Raw genomic sequence first — 16508 nt, forward strand, 5'->3', positions numbered from 1 at the left:
TATTTTTACAAGAATAAATTTTCAAATCTTTTCTATCATATACATCATTTAACTTGATTGAGTTCTTTTGTTAAACGTAAATCTTCTTCTGCTTTTGGTCTTATAAAACGCCCTAAAAAAAGATAAACAACCGGTGTAACATAAAGCGTAAAAATAGTTGCTAAACCTAAGCCACCAACGATAACCCAACCTAAAGCTATACGAGCTTCTGCGCCAGCACCTTTGGCTAAAACCAAAGGAATACCTCCTAAAATGGCACAAATCATTGTCATACAAACTGGACGAAGGCGAATGTTTGCTGCTTCTTCTACGGCTTCACGCACGCTTCTTCCCTGATCACGTAATTGATCTGCAAATTCAACAATGAGAATACCATTTTTTGCCATAACACCAATTAACAAAATTAATCCAATTTGGCTGTAAATATTAAGACTCACACCACTTAATAGCATAGCAATTACAGCACAACCAATCCCTAATGGGACAGTGGCCATGATAATGAATCCTGAAATAAAGCTTTCAAACTGAGCAGCCAAAATCAATAAAATAATCAAAAAGGCAATGCCAAAAACAATCATAAAATTGGAAGATGTTTCATTAAGCGTTTCGGCTTCCCCTAAGGGAACCAAATAGGTTCCTTTTGATAACAAAGGAGAAGCAATTTTCTGTACAGTTTGGTAAGCTTCCCCTAAAGCGATATCTGGAGCAAGATTTGCGCTTAAAATAACAGCACTCATGCGTTTTTCCCGTTTTAATTGAGGAGCAATAGCTTTTTCATGTAAACGCGCAATAACCGATAAAGGAACATATCGATTGTCTTTGGTTTTTAAAAAAATATTTTCTAAATCGCTAGGACTCTTCATAGAATTTGTACGCGATATCAATTTAACATCGTAAGAATGATCATCCACGTTAATGGAACCAATCTTTTTACCATCCAACATTGTTTGTAATGTATCGCCCAAATTGGTGATATCAATCCCTAAATCGGAGGCTTTTTTTCGATTGATTTCAATAAAAAATTGCGGTTGCGTTGCATCAACAGTAAGGCGTGGGCGAATAAAACGCGGATCATCTTGTAAAGCACTTACCAGCTTATCAGCAATGGGTTGTAATATTGCATAATCATTGCCAAGAATTGCAAATTGCAACCCTTGCCCAGTTCCGCTCACACCTAGAGAATTTCCCTGCGCAGCAAACACAAAAACTGCGGGAAACTGTTTAACCTTTGCATTAATATCTTTCACGATTTCTTGCTGACTCCGTAAACGTTTATCCCAAGATGAAAGCAATAAAATCAAAAAAGCAGTATTGGGTGAACCGCCAGCACCCGCAATAGAGTAACTGTTAGCAATCTCCCCTGCATCACGTAATGGCTGTAGACTTGCTTCAATTTGCTCTATTTGCTCGTTCAAATATTGTGTTGAAATACCTTGTGGTCCATTAATAACCAAAAAGATCACAGCTCTGTCTTCTGCTGGCGTTAATTCCTGTTGTAGCTTCGTATAGCCTCCAACACAAAGACCCGCAAAAATAAGTGAAGCAAAAACAACAGCCCAAGGCTTTTCTAAACACTTATGCAAACTGTAAGTATATGCCTTATGAAAAAAAGTACCTAATTTATATAAAAAAGCAAAATGATGGGACTTTTCCTCTTTTTCCTCAATATGTTCTTTGAGAAAACGCGAAGCCAACATTGGACAAAGCGTTAAGGCAACAACTGAAGAAAGCAAAATAGAAATTGCCAAAACAAAACCAAATTCTCTAAAAAGACCTCCAACTTGCCCAGGAAGAAAGGAAATAGGAACAAACACAGCCACTAAAGTCAATGTTGTTGCTAAAACAGCAAAAAATACTTCACGTGTTCCTATCACCGCTGCTGCTCTGGAACCTAATCCCATGTTGCGCCACCGAACAATATTCTCAAGAACAACAATGGCATCATCCACAACAAGCCCTGTTGCTAAAACAAGTCCTAAAAATGTGAGAATATTCAATGAAAACCCTACAAGATAAATAGCCGCAATGGTACCAATCAAAGCGACAGGAAGAGATAAAGCAGGTATCAGCGTTACACGAATGTCTCTGAGAAAAAGAAAAATGACCAAGATAACGCTCAAAATAGCAATACCCAACGCAACTTCAACCTCATGAAGAGCGCTTTTAATAAAAATTGCATCGTCATTAATAACGTCTATATTTACAGAAGAAGGAACAATACTTTTGAGATTATCAACAACGGCTCTCACACCTTCAGAAATATTAAGAGTGTTGGATTGTGCTTTACGCACGATACCTAATCCAATACCTGTCTTTCCATTGATACGAAGAATAACTGTTTCTATATCCGGCGATAAAGTAACATGCGCAACATCACCAAGATGCACATGAGGCTTTAAAACAACTTGTTCAAAAGATTCTGGTGTTGTTAAACGTGCAGTAGCACGTACAACTAAACTTTGCTTAGAATTGCGTAATGACCCTACTGGCACATCTGTTGTCATATCAGCAAGAACACGTGAAATATCTGCTACAGTTAATCCATAACTTGCAAGTTTTGCTTGATCTATATCAATCTGAAAAATCTTTGTGCGAGCACTATCGACCTGTACATCACCAACACCATCAACAGCAGAAATAGCATCAACAATCTGATCGTTTACAATCGTGGTTAAATCATCAACACTCATTGTTGGTGACGTCACAACCAAATACATCATGGCAGCAGCATTCGAATCTGCTTTAATAATCAAAGGCGAATCCGCATCTTTCGGTAAAGAATAGGTAACACGAGAGAGAGCATCACGAATATCAGATGCTGCAACATTCAAATCAACACCGACATTAAAGTTAATCTTCACACGGGAGCGTCCAAAAGAAGACGTTGAAGAAATCGTCTTAACACCTGAAACACGAGAAACAGCATCTTCTATAACTTTTGTAACTTCACGATCAATTGTTTCTGCCGATGCACCAGAAAACATCGTCACAATCGTTGTTACAGGAGTATCAACATCGGGTAATTCTCTTACATCAACATTTAACCATGCTGCAAATCCTGCAATGATGATCATAGCATTCAAAACAAGAGTAAAAACCGGTCTGCGAATAAATAAGGTAATGAGACCACCTTGCTCCACCTTTGACATAGGCTGTTTTGTGCTCAATTCTTGGCTCATTGTATATCCGTTCCATAACCTACTGATAATTGCTGTTGATGAGACTTTGGATCATCAATAGTTACTTTACTTCCTGGATAAAGCATTTGCACCCCTTGAATGACAACTTGATCACCATTTTCTAGGGGAGCTTTCACGAAAACCTGATCCGCTTTATGCTGAATAATTGTTACGGGTATAGACTCTACTTTTCCTTCTCTCACACGCCAAACGAATGACCCTTTACTATTCCATTGCACTGCAAGAGGATTAACGACAGGAAAAGAACCACCATGAAACTGCAAGGAAACAGAAAAGGACATACCAGACATGAGCGTATCTTTTTCATTGTTGATTTCAACCTGAACATGAAGTGTGCGACTTTCTGGATCAACGATATTATCAATCGCATAAATATGACCAACAAAAGATCTATCTGGCTGCGCGATTAACGTTGCCGTTACCTCATCTCCTTTATGGATGCGCGACACATATCGTTCAGGGGCCCATATATCGACCAAAATACGTTCTCTATTCTCAATACGGCCTATTACAGTATTAAGGGTCACGTTATTCCCCGCATCAACGGGCAAAATACCAACAACTCCAGGAATCGGTGCTCGAATTGTTCGCCGATCGAGATCTAATTCAGCATTACGCAAAACTAAATTTGCGTTATCCAACTCTAAGCGTGCCATAATTTCTTGAACTTCCGTTGCTGTATTGCTGGCGCGTAATTTAAGAATACGCGAAAGCGTCAATGCATTGTTATCACGTTGCACTTTTGCTTTTGCAGCCGCTATTTCTTCTTTTTTAGAATCAAGCTTTGCAATCACATCATCAGCTTGTACTTTTGTACCCGCTGATACAAAAAGCTTATCAATAACACCTGAGGATAAAGGGGTAAGCTCGACTTCTGCAAGAGCTTTTCCACTCCCAAGAACGTTAAGTTGTTCGTAAAGATCTTGAACTTTTACAAGATCAACGACAACATTTACCGGTGGCCTTCCCATTTTTTCATTTGAAGCTTTATCCGATACTCTTGTTTTATCCACCATAGAAATGGGTTGGTCTGCACTCTTTTTTCCAGCCCAATAAGTAACCGTTAAAACAACGATTAAAAACACTAATGGAAAGCTCTTTTTTAATAACGCCATACATCCGCCCTTGCTGTGTCATGTTCATCTGAAATAGTTTTCAACAGTAATATCGGCGTTTTACACAAAAACCCAACAGCGGGTGTATATATCTTACCCCCACCGCAAAAAACACATCTCACCTCTGCTTGACTATCTTTCATAGATTAAAACGTCAAGTTAACTATCGTTCATATTGCTTTGTATGGTCATGACAAAAAAATGTTCATATCAAAACCAACTGAAGCCATAATATATTATATCCTTTTTTAAAATATATCATAAAAAAAGAGAGATTTTTTTATGACGACTCAAGTTTCACTTGCATTTCTTTAATGAAACGATTAGGAACCCTTTGTCTTAGACAATGTAAAAAATTGAAATGTATGCACCCGTAGCTCAGCTGGATAGAGCACCAGACTACGAATCTGGGGGTCAGGAGTTCGAATCTCTTCGGGTGCGCCATCTATCAATATCTTACTTATAAAGTCAGATTTTTTAAATTCTTTATTTTGTGATTTATTTTTACCTATCTTTGTATTTTGTTATTTCATTCTGTTGTGAGTCGTTTCTTTAGCCATTTTGCTAGAATAAGATGTTACGAATCCTTCAATTCAGCTCTAAGGTGCTTTTATTAGCTTATAATCGTAGCGATTGCATGAGTAGCGTATGTTGTTGTTTTCTTTTTTCAATCTATGCGCTTGTTTTTGGTCTCTTCCGGATTATACTCTCTACTCAGTTAGGTAATTTTTTACGTGCTTATTTCTAATTGTTCCATAACTGGATGTTTCTGGATATTTTATTCCTAGCAGTCCCATCTTAAGAGGGACTTCAGATGTGCCGCCATAAATTCCGGTTTACCACCATGTGAAACTTTTTCAGTGTGTTGTTGGAAAGAATAAATAAACTACTTCTCAAACGTACTACTATGAAACACTTATGGTATCCATTAATATCATCAGCATTTGTTGCAAACCACAGCTTCTTTTTGTAATATTTTTAATTGAATTAAACGTATTTTTACTGCTTAAAAGCAAAGTGATTCTTTTTCCTAAAAAACAATAAAACTCTTCTTGTGCTTCTTTAGCATTATCTCTTGCATGGCATATCAACGATTTCTATGATATCTTAATATTTTTCTGTTCTTTATGAATTTTTCTAATTAATCCATGGGGTACAGATCCCAAACATTAATAAAAGCTGAATTTAAAGAATTTTTCCATGCCTAAAACTGATATTGAAATTGCTCGCACTGCTAAAAAGCAACATATTATTGAAATTGCACAAAAAATTGGTATCTCACATGAAAATCTCATTCCCTATGGTCATGATAAAGCTAAAATTTCTTCTGAATACATAAAATCGCTTAATAAAAATCCAGATGGTAAACTTATCCTTGTCACAGCTATCAATCCCACACCTGCCGGAGAAGGCAAAACAACAACAACAGTTGGACTAAGTGATGCTCTTAATCTTATTGGTAAAAAAACAATAGCTACCTTGAGAGAACCATCTTTAGGTCCCTGTTTTGGTGTAAAAGGTGGTGCTGCTGGTGGTGGTTATGCGCAAGTCATTCCAATGGATGACCTTAATTTACATTTTACCGGTGATTTTCATGCTATTACAGCTGCTCATAATCTTCTTGCCGCAATGATAGATAATCATCTTTATTGGGGAAATACTCTAAACATTGATCCACGTCGCATTGTTTGGAAACGCGTTCTTGATATGAATGACCGTGTATTGCGCGATATTGTCATTTCATTGGGGGGCATAACAAATGGTTTTCCACGTCAAACAGGTTTTGATATTACTGTTGCATCAGAAATTATGGCGCTTCTTTGTCTCTCTGAAAATTTAGAAAACCTTACACAAAGACTCAAAAAAATTATTGTTGCTTATCGTTATGATAAAACGCCCATCACCGTTGCTGATCTCAATGCGGAAGGTGCAATGGCAGTTCTTCTCAAAGATGCTATACAACCCAATCTCGTACAGACAATTGAAAATAATCCTGTTCTCGTTCATGGAGGACCTTTTGCCAACATTGCTCATGGTTGCAATTCAGTTATAGCAACAAAAACTGCTTTAAAACTTGCTGATTATGTTGTCACAGAAGCAGGGTTTGGAGCAGATCTTGGAGCAGAAAAGTTCTTCAATATCAAATGTAGGCAAGCAGGTATTGTACCAAATGCTACAGTGATCGTCGCAACTATTCGTGCATTAAAAATGAATGGTGGTCTGGATAAAAATAACCTGACAGAAGAAAATATCACCGCTTTAGAAAAAGGGGCAGCCAATCTTTTACGACACATAAAAAATATGAAGCACTACGGTATTCCTTGTGTTGTGGCTATCAATCATTTTGACAGCGATAGCGATGCTGAAATAAAAACATTACAAAAAATAGTTGCAACAACTGGACACAAAGCTATTATCTGTAAGCATTGGGAACAAGGTGGAAAAGGCGCTATAGAACTTGCACAAGAACTCGTTACCTTGATTGAAAAGCACGATTCTGATTTTAAAGTTCTCTATCAAGATGATATTCCACTCGTTCAAAAAATTAATTGTATTATAACAAAGCTATACGGTGGACGTGGCGCCATCATCTCAGCCCCTATTCTCAAACAACTTGAAACTTGGGAAAAAGAAGGTTTTGGCGTCTACCCTATTTGTATGGCAAAAACACCTTATTCTTTTTCTTCTGATCCCACGCAATACGGAGCTCCTGTTGATTTTGAAATTCCCATACGAGAAGTTCGTCTCTGTGCGGGAGCCGGTTTTATTGTTGTCATTTGTGGAGATGTTATGACCATGCCGGGACTACCCCATTATCCCACGGCTGAAAAAATTCATCTTGACGAAAATGATCAAATACAAGGACTTTCATAAATTTATAACCGTAAATTCTATCATTCATTATAAAAAGCGTTTTTATTGTAAAAAAAATAGAATTTTAAAAAGCGATATAGACAAATGTCTCATTTATATGATATAAGTGCCTGTCCTTTTGGATATGCCTTTAAAAGGACGTAGGTTTTTTCCTATCATTTATGACACTGAAAAAAGCAGGATAGATAGTGCAAGTACTCGTTCGTGATAATAATGTTGACCAAGCGCTCCGTGCGTTGAAAAAAAAGATGCAGCGTGAAGGTATCTTCCGTGAAATGAAAATGCGTAGTTATTATGAGAAGCCATCTGAGAAGCGTGCTCGTGAAAAAGCTGAAGCTATTCGTCGTACACGTAAGCTTGCTCGTAAGCGTGCACAAAGAGAAGGTTTTGTTAGTAACGGACGAACTGTTGCGGTAAAGTAATATACTTTATGATATTATATAATTGCATAAGCAATAGATAGTAAGCTACTAGAAAATTTTATCTTCATAGGCGATTGCGATGAATTGCTTGTGTGTAGTTTTTTATGTACAATGTTATCTAATATGTTAGTTATTTGAAAATAATAAGGTTTCTATCATAGAGGTGGTTTTTATTTCACTCTTATATTTCAAAAAATAGATAACAAACTACACTTTAGATATTTAAGCGACTTTTTCCTATGTAAATTGAGTGCGGGATGTTTTGTTATCACTTCTCGCTATAATTTTTTCCTTCTGGATATCTCTTAAATAACCGCTTCTTATGTATAAATTTCATGATGAATTTCTTTTTTGTCATTAAATATTCTACATCTTTCGATCATCCTAGGTCTTTTTACAAAACAAAAACAACTATCGCCATATGCGATTGTGTGTAAATATATGATATTAAATGCATAATCCTCTTTACCTTCAGTTATGTAACAAAACGATATAATTCCATAACTTTTATATCCCTTGATTCTGTCTCTCTAAAGGATGACGAATTTCAACCACTGCACTACAGATTCTTTTTTCTTGATAAAATTCTTCTATTCATCACTTATGTAATTACCCTCATCAGTGTATCGAATAAGCCTTTCTATTTCATTCAACTTTCTTCTATACTGAGTTAGAGAAAAGAAAATTGATAATAAACAGAGAAAACACTATTTTTTAATATGGATGAATGTGCCTTTTATTACCATTTTTGATGGAAATGTTTTTAAAATTTAAATAACGAGTTAAAGTTTTTAACGCGTAGATTTGTTATTATAAGTAATCATTTTTCATATTAAGTAATAATTCTTAATAACATAAAATTTCTCAACACCTTCTCATATTGAATCAATGAAGATTATTTTCTTGTACATCATAAGCGGGATTCGTACGCAAATAGAATAAAAGCTATTTAAGAAAAAACAAAAAGGCTTCCTATGAACACCATAAATAATAGGAACTGCATAACATTGAAAGCTGGTAAATAGAACAATGGAGCCAGCTTATCTACTAATACGGATAAGCATTATCATGGCATAAGATTATAGCAAATTTTATAAAATGGATTATCACGAAAAAGTGTTCTGTTAGCCCTTCATATATCAATCTACTCTATAATGTTGCTCATATTTTTACGCTTAAATGTTTCATTCATCGTATTATTTGGTTCATTTAAAATTTCTTTTCAAGCTATACAATAACCCCTTCACTGAACAGTTTTTTGTTCATAATATGTATACCTATATTTTTATTTCGAAAAATAAACCCAGAAAAGAGATACAAGCTTTTGTTTTCCTTATTTTGATATTTTTGTAGCAATTTTCTCATCGTTTAGATCTCTTTAACGAGCAGTGTGTCATACTTTTTATCAGTTTCCAGTCTTATCTTTCAGATTTTAAATTTCCAATATATGATGAAATAAAGGAGTTCGGTGTGCAAAATTCTCGTTGGTTTCGCGTTTCAATACTCGCATCATGTATCTTAATAGCAACAGTCATTGTATTAGTTTCACCTCATTTGTTGCATGCACAAACATTTAATCAAAATTTAGGGCCCAGTGGTTTACCACTTCCGCGATTTGCTTCGATTAAACCCACCAGCGTTAATGTACGCGTCGGACCAGGAAGCAACTATTCTATCATTTTTACCTACAAAAAGAAGGGCTTACCTATTGAAATCATTCAAGAATATGATCAATGGCGCAAAATTCGTGATGCCGAAGGCGATGAGGGGTGGGTGTATCAATCGCTTTTATCGGGAAAGCGAACTGCTATAACTATTCCATGGCAAAAAGATAAAACTAAAAGACTAATGCTACGAAAAAATCCCACCGACAACGCAGAACTTGTGGCAGAAGTAGAACCTAATGTCATTGGTAATATCCGCCAATGTGATGGACAATGGTGCGAATTAAACATTAATAATACACGCGGATGGCTTCAACAACCCCAGTTATGGGGAATCTATCCTGATGAAAAAGTAAAAGTAAAAGGCTGGTGAATAATCAAACTCAACAAGTTTAATTTTTATTCCTCATTGAATATCCTCACTGCCTATCACAAGATTGATTTTTTGGTTTCAATCGCACGATTAAATCAACATGTGAAATTTCCATACCTTCTGGTGGCTTAGGCAAATTTCTAATAATGGGAGATTCTTCCAAATTGTAAGGAATATCAAGAATACGATTTTCACCTTCTATATAAAAATGGTAGTGATCAGAGGTATTTGTATCAAACCAAGTTTTTGAGCCTTCTACGGCAATAATCCGTAATAATCCCGCTTCCGTAAATTGATGAAGCGTATTATAAACCGTTGCTAAAGATACAGGTACACCTGCCTTCATCGCTTCCTCATAGAGCTCTTCAGCAGTAATATGACGATTTCCTTGAGAAAAAATCATATGTGCAAGTTCCAACCGCTGACGTGTTGGACGCAGACCATTTTGACGCAAACGTTTTTCTAACATAGAAATGGAATAATATTGCACAATTTTTCCACACTCTTTTGTGAACTGCTGCTCTTCATTCATATCTAAATTGTCTGCACTCACTGACATAATTACAAACCCAAATACATTCCTGCTAAATAAGATCAAAATACAAAAAAATGGGAATAGTATGGTGTAATCTTGTATTCCATTTTTAAATAATTACCTATGTAGAATACATAAAAAAAGGCTTTTGTCATTAAAAATGATATAAAATCATTTCCCTCTCTTTAAAATTTGCTCTAAAAGTAGGTTGGGAAAAGCGCAGAAATTAAAGATATATGCAAATAAATGGAGTAACAATGGCTGAACAAAAGTCTCGCTACACATATGAAGAGCTTCTAAGCTGCGCTCGCGGCGAAATGTTTGGTAGAGGTAATGCGCAATTGCCAGCACCGCCAATGTTGATGATTCATCGAATCACTCAAATTAGTGAAACTGATGGTAAATACGATAAAGGAATGGTTCGCGCCGAATTTGACATTACACCAGACATGTGGTTCTTTAATTGTCACTTTATAGGCGATCCCGTCATGCCAGGATGTCTTGGACTGGATGGTATGTGGCAATTAACAGGTTTTTTTCTTGGTTGGCTAGGCGAACCAGGCAAAGGAAGAGCAATATCAACAGGTGAAGTAAAGTTATCAGGGATGGTAACTCCACAAACCAAAATTCTTGAATATGAAATAGATTTTAAGCGTATTCGACGTGGAAATTTAGTCTTAGGAATAGCTGATGGGTGGCTAAAAGCAGATGGAGAGACTATTTATAAGGCGAACGATTTACGCGTTGCTTTATTCAAAGAAGATTGAACGTTATTTCCGTCAGAAAGAACTTTTCACTATTCTGTATGGAACGAGGAGGTATGAATGCGTCGAGTTGTTGTAACCGGAATGGGAATTGTCTCCGCAATTGGAAATAACCTTGGAGCTGTTTTAACCAGTTTACGTGAAGCAAAATCCGGAATTTCTTACGCACCTCAATATGCTGAATTAGGCTTTCGTAGCAGAGTTTATGGCAAGCCCGATATTAATATAGAAGAACTCGTAGATCGACGTGCTCTACGTTTTCATGGGCGTGGAACAGCATGGAATCATATCGCCATGGATCAAGCAATTGCTGATGCGGGTCTAGAACCGCATGAAGTATCGAACGAACACACGGGTATTATTATGGGTTCTGGAGGTGCTTCAACACATTCAATCGTAGAAGCTGCTGACATTACACGCCAAAAAGGCCCAAAACGTGTTGGACCTTTTGTTGTCCCTAAAGCGATGAGTTCTACAGCATCTGCAACATTAGCAACTTTCTTTAAAATAAAGGGGATCAATTATTCAATCTCTTCAGCTTGTGCTACCTCCAATCATTGTATTGGTAATGCTTACGAAATGATTCAATATGGTAAACAGAAGCGCATCTTTGCCGGAGGCTGCGAAGATTTGGATTGGACACTATCTGTTTTATTCGATGCCATGGGCGCTATGTCCAGCAGATATAATGACACCCCTCACAAAGCTTCACGTGCTTATGATGTTAATCGTGATGGTTTTGTCATTGCTGGAGGGGCTGGCGTTTTAGTCCTTGAAGATTTAGAACTTGCTAAAGCACGTGGTGCAAAAATCTACGGAGAAATCGTTGGATACGGTGCGACATCCGATGGACATGATATGGTTGCCCCATCAGGAGAGGGAGCGGAGCGGTGCATGCGCATGGCTCTTGCAACAGTCAATAATAAAATTGATTATATCAATCCCCATGCGACAGCAACTCCTGTTGGTGATCCTCCTGAGATAGAAGCTATCCGTCGTGTCTTTGGAGCAGGTGATCAATGCCCCCCCATTTCCGCTACCAAGTCTCTAACAGGACATTCCTTGGGAGCAGCAGGTGTTCATGAAGCAATCTATACATTGTTAATGATGAATCATAATTTTATTTGTGAAAGTGCCCATATTGAAGAACTTGATCCAGCTTTTGCTGATATGCCAATCGTTCGTGAACGACGTGATCATCAACAACTGAATACCGTATTGTCGAATACTTTTGGCTTTGGCGGTACCAATGCAACGCTTGTTTTCCAACGTTATGTATAAACAAAAGCTCTTAGTAATTGAAAAAAGTACGGTCTTACGGAGAATAATATGAAAGGTTTGATGGAGGGCAAACGCGGCCTTATTATGGGAATTGCGAATGACCATTCAATTGCTTGGGGCATTGCCTGTCAGCTCGCACAAGCAGGAGCGGAATTAGCGTTGACTTATCAAGGAAATGCTTTTGGCAAACGTGTTCATCCCCTAGCAGATAAACTTGGCTGCAAATTAGTGCTAGAGTGTGACGTTGAAAAAAGTGAAAATATTGATTACGTCTTTGAGCAACTTGAAAAAGAATGGAAAACAATTGATTTTATTGTCCATGCCATTGGTTTTTCAGATAAAACTCAGCTAAAAGGGCGTTACGTTGATGTTACAACACGTGAAAACTTTCAACGCACGATGGTTATTTCAGCTTATTCCTTTACTGAAATTGCCCAGCGCGCGGGTAAGCTTATGCCGAATGGAGGAGCACTTTTAACTCTTACCTATGGTGCTTCACAGCAAGTTGTGCCTAATTATAACATCATGGGTGTTGCTAAAGCAGCTTTAGAAGCTATGGTACGTTATTTAGCAGCGGACTTTGGTCCTCAAAATATTCGTGTCAATGCGATTTCCGCTGGTCCTGTTAGAACTTTAGCAGGTAATGGTATTGCAGCTGCACGGGCAATATTTTCACATCAACGCCGTAATGCCCCATTACGTCGTACCGTAAATATTCATGAAATTGGAAAATCTGCTCTTTATCTACTCTCTGACTTATCATCAGGTGTTACAGGTGAAATCCATTATGTTGATTCAGGCTATAACATCATGTCTATGCCAATACTTGAAGAACTAAAAAAAAGTGACGATTCTCAAGAAGGATAAATTTTATTTTATTGCACTAAAAAATAAAATCAATCATGTGCATAGTGCTTTAATCGGGTATTGAGTACTTTCTCAGCTATATAACAGTGTATTGACTTATAATAATATGACGTAAGGCATGTGTACAAGTGTTTGTAAGAATAAGTGAATACAAAACCAGATGTATGATGCCTTGTTTCGCAAAATATTTTATAAAAAGCCGGAATATTTCTTCAATTCATGGTTGATAAAGTTTGTGTTTTATGACGTCATTTACCTTACTAAAGTATACGCTTTTGCCATTGCTTATAAATCAATATCCAACTCTCATGCCACCGCAGTTTGAAACAGAGATTAGAGAATTATTAAAATCCTTAGTTTCAACTTTTGTGTAGCAAATTGAAAAAAAAATATTTCTACCGTTTGATTTATTCTTGAAACGCAAATACAATCTAATTTAGGAAGAATATGAAGGCGTAAAGAAATCAATCGTTAATTTTACTATTATTCTTTAATGAGACTTTACGATTTTAAAAGCATCTACATCAATGTTTTTTTAATAATGGAGATTACTCTTTACCTCACACCTTTATTTTGCTCGTTCTTTAATGAAAGCGTTTCTCTGATATGTCAGGTAAAATAGAACACCCAAAAACACTATAGCTGTTGCTCCTTCATGCATTTTTTTAAGATATCTCTCAATGCATGCCATTCCATTTCACAATGGTACCTGTAAAACGTATAAAAAATCCCTGTGAAGTATATAAAATCCTTTTTTTACCACCATTTTAATGTTTATACAGATGACAAACCGACACCGTCATTTTACTTGCCATGTTCTAATATTGAAACAACCCTTGACACTTGAGATGATTCATTAGAAGTATCTTTAATAATTTTTTATCCACGTACTAACCCGCTTGTGACAAGCAAACACATATTTTTAATTAACTCAATACAAAAATAAAATGAATTATTTATATAAATCAATTTTTTATCTTTATAATCACATTATTTTTTAGTTTAACTGACAGTCACAAACAAGTACAATAACATTTTCTCAATCTTAGACTTTCAAAGTTATAATTCCAAAAATCATTTCTTGCATATAAAAAACAGAATTGACATGTGAGAAAATAAAAGGCTTAAATATCTCTACTGAACAGCTTCAAGTGCCAAGAGCTGTTTCAACATTGGGGGGTAATGATGCTCGTCTTCCTCCTTCATAAACGTAAAGATGGGGATGTGCACAATGGCTTTATCGTTATACTATTCACGGTCACCGTCGCGAAGTGGACTTGGGAGTTTTAAGAGAGAGGTCTCTTTAAAACAAGAACATGAATATACAACAGCAATCGTGTTTTTTTGGGCATTCTATTTTACCTGACACATCAGAGAAATGCTTTCATTAGAAAATGAGAAAATAAAGGTGTGAGATAATCTCTATTATTTAAAAGATATTGCTTTAGATAGCGTAAAACCGAATTTAAAAATGATTGTAGAAATGGGAACAGATTTTCAGCTTTAAAATTTCATCTTCTTCCCAAATTAGATTGTCTTCTTGTTTTAAAGAATTACAAAAACAGAGATTCGCAATATCCCTGCCCCGATATTCTTAGCTTATACGTTACATAAATAAGATGCTTCTACCTAATGAGTCTTGTATTATTCTGTTTGCAAATATCATTGTGAGATGAATTTAAGAGACAATAAAAATATCTTGTTCATTACATTACATAAACATGTATAAGTGGAAACGACAATTTATCTTCAAAGAGATAGCTCTTAGACAAAAGCCAAAACTTTTATATTTCAGCCATGTTTCATAAAGAATCGAATGATATGAATCTATAATTTTCTGGAATATGACTGCCTTATACAACCATCAATAAAATCTATTTTATATGTCTATCATAGCATGTTTCTATTTTTTACGATTGGAATTATTAAAAAACAGGATATCATTGAATTTCGTCCTTGAGGGAGCGGCTTAGTAATGTGTTTGCCGCTTCAGTTATATTTTTACCACAATAGAGAATTTGATAAATTTGCTCTACAATGGGCATTTCTACCCCAATACGCTGCGCCAACGTATATACTTCCTTGGTATTTAAGTATCCTTCCACAACCTGACCAATTTGTTTTTCTGCTTCTTTTATATCTATTCCTTTACCAAGAAGTATTCCAAAACGGCGATTACGCGACTGATTATCAGTACATGTCAAAACCAGATCACCTAAGCCTGTCATTCCCATAAATGTGGAAAGCTCAGCACCCATAGCCCCCCCTAAACGACTGATTTCAGCTAGTCCTCGTGTGATAAGAGCTATTCGTGCATTTGCCCCAAAACCTATGCCATCTGATATTCCTGCACCAATAGCAATAACATTTTTGACTGCCCCCCCTAATTGAACACCAATCATATCTGAACTTTTATAAACTCTAAAACTTTTGTCACAATGAAAAAGTTGCTGCAATTCTTTACCAAACTCAACATCAGAAGCTGCTATCGTCATTGCAGTAGGCCAACCCATAGCTAGTTCTTGAGCAAAAGTTGGTCCAGAAAAAACAGCTAAAGGAATTTTTTCACCTAAAATCTCACGAGCAACCTCTTGTAAGAAACGTCCAGTACCATGTTCTAAACCTTTTGTAGCCCAGATAACGCGTGAATGCTGATCTAAATAAGGCTGAATATTATACAAAACTTGATGAAATACATGGCTTGGAACAGCGATTAATATATTGTGACTTGCCGTTATTGCAGTTTCAAGGGAAGCTTCAAGTAATAAATTTTCAGGAAATCGAACATCGGGTAAATATACTTGATTACAACGTTGTTCCTGTAATTCTTTGATATGTTGAGGACTATACCCCCAAAGTAAAACATTATGACCATTACGGGCAAGAGCTATCGCTAATGCAGTACCAAAAGAACCAGCACCTATAACTGTCATTGCAACGGTTTTCATTAAATTTTCTGATTATTCTCTAAATTTTTGATTTCAATTGCATATTATTATTACAATAATTTTAATGCTATCTTTAATATAAATTCTTTAAATCTAAAAATATTACTGCTTCGTAGCTTTTTTATCTCACACAATATAAAAACTTGTTTCGCACATTCTCTTTCTTTGTAGTAAATTTTACAAACATCACTTTTTGTATATTCTACAAATAGCTATTTGTCTCAAAAATTAAAGATTGACTAAATACCCCACGGACTTTCTCTTTTAAATTAAAAGTATATTCAAAATAATGATACTCATTCCACTGATATCTTGTACTTATCTCCTGCTTTATATCCCACGAATTCTTCTACGAAGCTGATACATGCCGCATCAGCTCCGTAGATATTTATAACAACTACTCCACAGGAAACTGCGTATTTGGACCTTGCTCCATGGGCATTTCTGAACCAGGTGCTTGATCTA

General features: G+C 36.2%; 10 protein-coding genes and 1 tRNA gene. 7 read left to right on the forward strand and 4 right to left on the reverse strand.

The window, feature by feature from the left end; translation table 11 throughout:
- Nucleotides 1-44 precede the first annotated feature (44 nt).
- Together ACFINM_RS00780 and ACFINM_RS00785 are read right to left on the reverse strand one after the other, a co-directional pair.
- Nucleotides 45-3179 carry an efflux RND transporter permease subunit gene (locus tag ACFINM_RS00780; protein ID WP_375620831.1) on the reverse strand — a complete coding sequence of 1045 codons (3135 nt, stop codon included), beginning with the start codon at nucleotides 3177-3179 and terminating at the stop codon, nucleotides 45-47.
- Nucleotides 3176-4315 carry an efflux RND transporter periplasmic adaptor subunit gene (locus tag ACFINM_RS00785; RefSeq protein WP_375620832.1) on the reverse strand — a complete coding sequence of 380 codons (1140 nt, stop codon included), beginning with the start codon at nucleotides 4313-4315 and terminating at the stop codon, nucleotides 3176-3178. Before ACFINM_RS00785 ends, ACFINM_RS00780 begins: the two co-directional genes overlap by 4 nt.
- A 367-nt stretch (nucleotides 4316-4682) precedes the next feature.
- Here ACFINM_RS00785 and ACFINM_RS00790 point away from each other — a divergent pair.
- The 4 genes from ACFINM_RS00790 to ACFINM_RS00805 all read left to right on the forward strand — a co-directional run bounded on the left by ACFINM_RS00790 (nucleotide 4683) and on the right by ACFINM_RS00805 (nucleotide 9648).
- A tRNA-Arg gene (locus tag ACFINM_RS00790) sits at nucleotides 4683-4759 on the forward strand.
- Between the two features lie 756 nt (nucleotides 4760-5515).
- Nucleotides 5516-7189, forward strand: coding sequence for a formate--tetrahydrofolate ligase (locus ACFINM_RS00795; protein WP_375629266.1), 1674 nt, complete (start codon nucleotides 5516-5518; stop codon nucleotides 7187-7189).
- Nucleotides 7190-7377: 188 nt separating this feature from the next.
- On the forward strand, nucleotides 7378-7611 hold the full coding sequence (gene rpsU / locus ACFINM_RS00800; protein ID WP_012754552.1) for a 30S ribosomal protein S21: 234 nt from the start codon (nucleotides 7378-7380) through the stop codon (nucleotides 7609-7611).
- A gap of 1470 nt (nucleotides 7612-9081) precedes the next feature.
- A complete protein-coding gene (locus ACFINM_RS00805) occupies nucleotides 9082-9648 on the forward strand; it encodes an SH3 domain-containing protein (RefSeq protein WP_375620834.1) in 567 nt (188 codons plus the stop codon).
- A 46-nt stretch (nucleotides 9649-9694) separates the two neighbouring features.
- Here the strand turns inward: ACFINM_RS00805 and irrA are convergent, their stop codons facing one another.
- Nucleotides 9695-10207, reverse strand: a complete 513-nt coding sequence (gene irrA / locus ACFINM_RS00810; RefSeq protein WP_375611439.1) for an iron response transcriptional regulator IrrA — start codon at nucleotides 10205-10207, stop codon at nucleotides 9695-9697.
- Between the two features lie 233 nt (nucleotides 10208-10440).
- On the opposite strand from irrA, the gene fabA reads away from it, so the two are divergent.
- The 3 genes from fabA to fabI are packed head-to-tail and all read left to right on the forward strand — an operon-like array spanning nucleotide 10441 to nucleotide 13095.
- Entirely contained in the window at nucleotides 10441-10950 is a 510-nt protein-coding gene (fabA, locus tag ACFINM_RS00815; protein ID WP_273722474.1) for a 3-hydroxyacyl-[acyl-carrier-protein] dehydratase FabA, read from the forward strand.
- Between the two features lie 57 nt (nucleotides 10951-11007).
- Nucleotides 11008-12228: a beta-ketoacyl-ACP synthase I gene (fabB, locus tag ACFINM_RS00820; protein WP_375629263.1), complete on the forward strand. Its 1221-nt coding sequence runs from the start codon at nucleotides 11008-11010 to the stop codon at nucleotides 12226-12228.
- A 48-nt stretch (nucleotides 12229-12276) separates the two neighbouring features.
- Nucleotides 12277-13095 (forward strand): enoyl-ACP reductase FabI, encoded by an 819-nt coding sequence (gene fabI, locus ACFINM_RS00825; protein ID WP_375620835.1) that lies wholly within the window; start codon nucleotides 12277-12279, stop codon nucleotides 13093-13095.
- A gap of 1940 nt (nucleotides 13096-15035) precedes the next feature.
- Here fabI and gpsA read toward each other — a convergent pair.
- Complete coding sequence (gene gpsA / locus ACFINM_RS00830; RefSeq protein WP_375639687.1) at nucleotides 15036-16043, reverse strand: NAD(P)H-dependent glycerol-3-phosphate dehydrogenase; 1008 nt, start codon at nucleotides 16041-16043, stop codon at nucleotides 15036-15038.
- Between the last annotated feature and the right edge of the window lie 465 nt (nucleotides 16044-16508).

It is taken from the genome of Bartonella sp. AA168HLJHH (genome assembly GCF_042197365.1).
Classification (GTDB): Bacteria; Pseudomonadota; Alphaproteobacteria; order Rhizobiales; family Rhizobiaceae; genus Bartonella.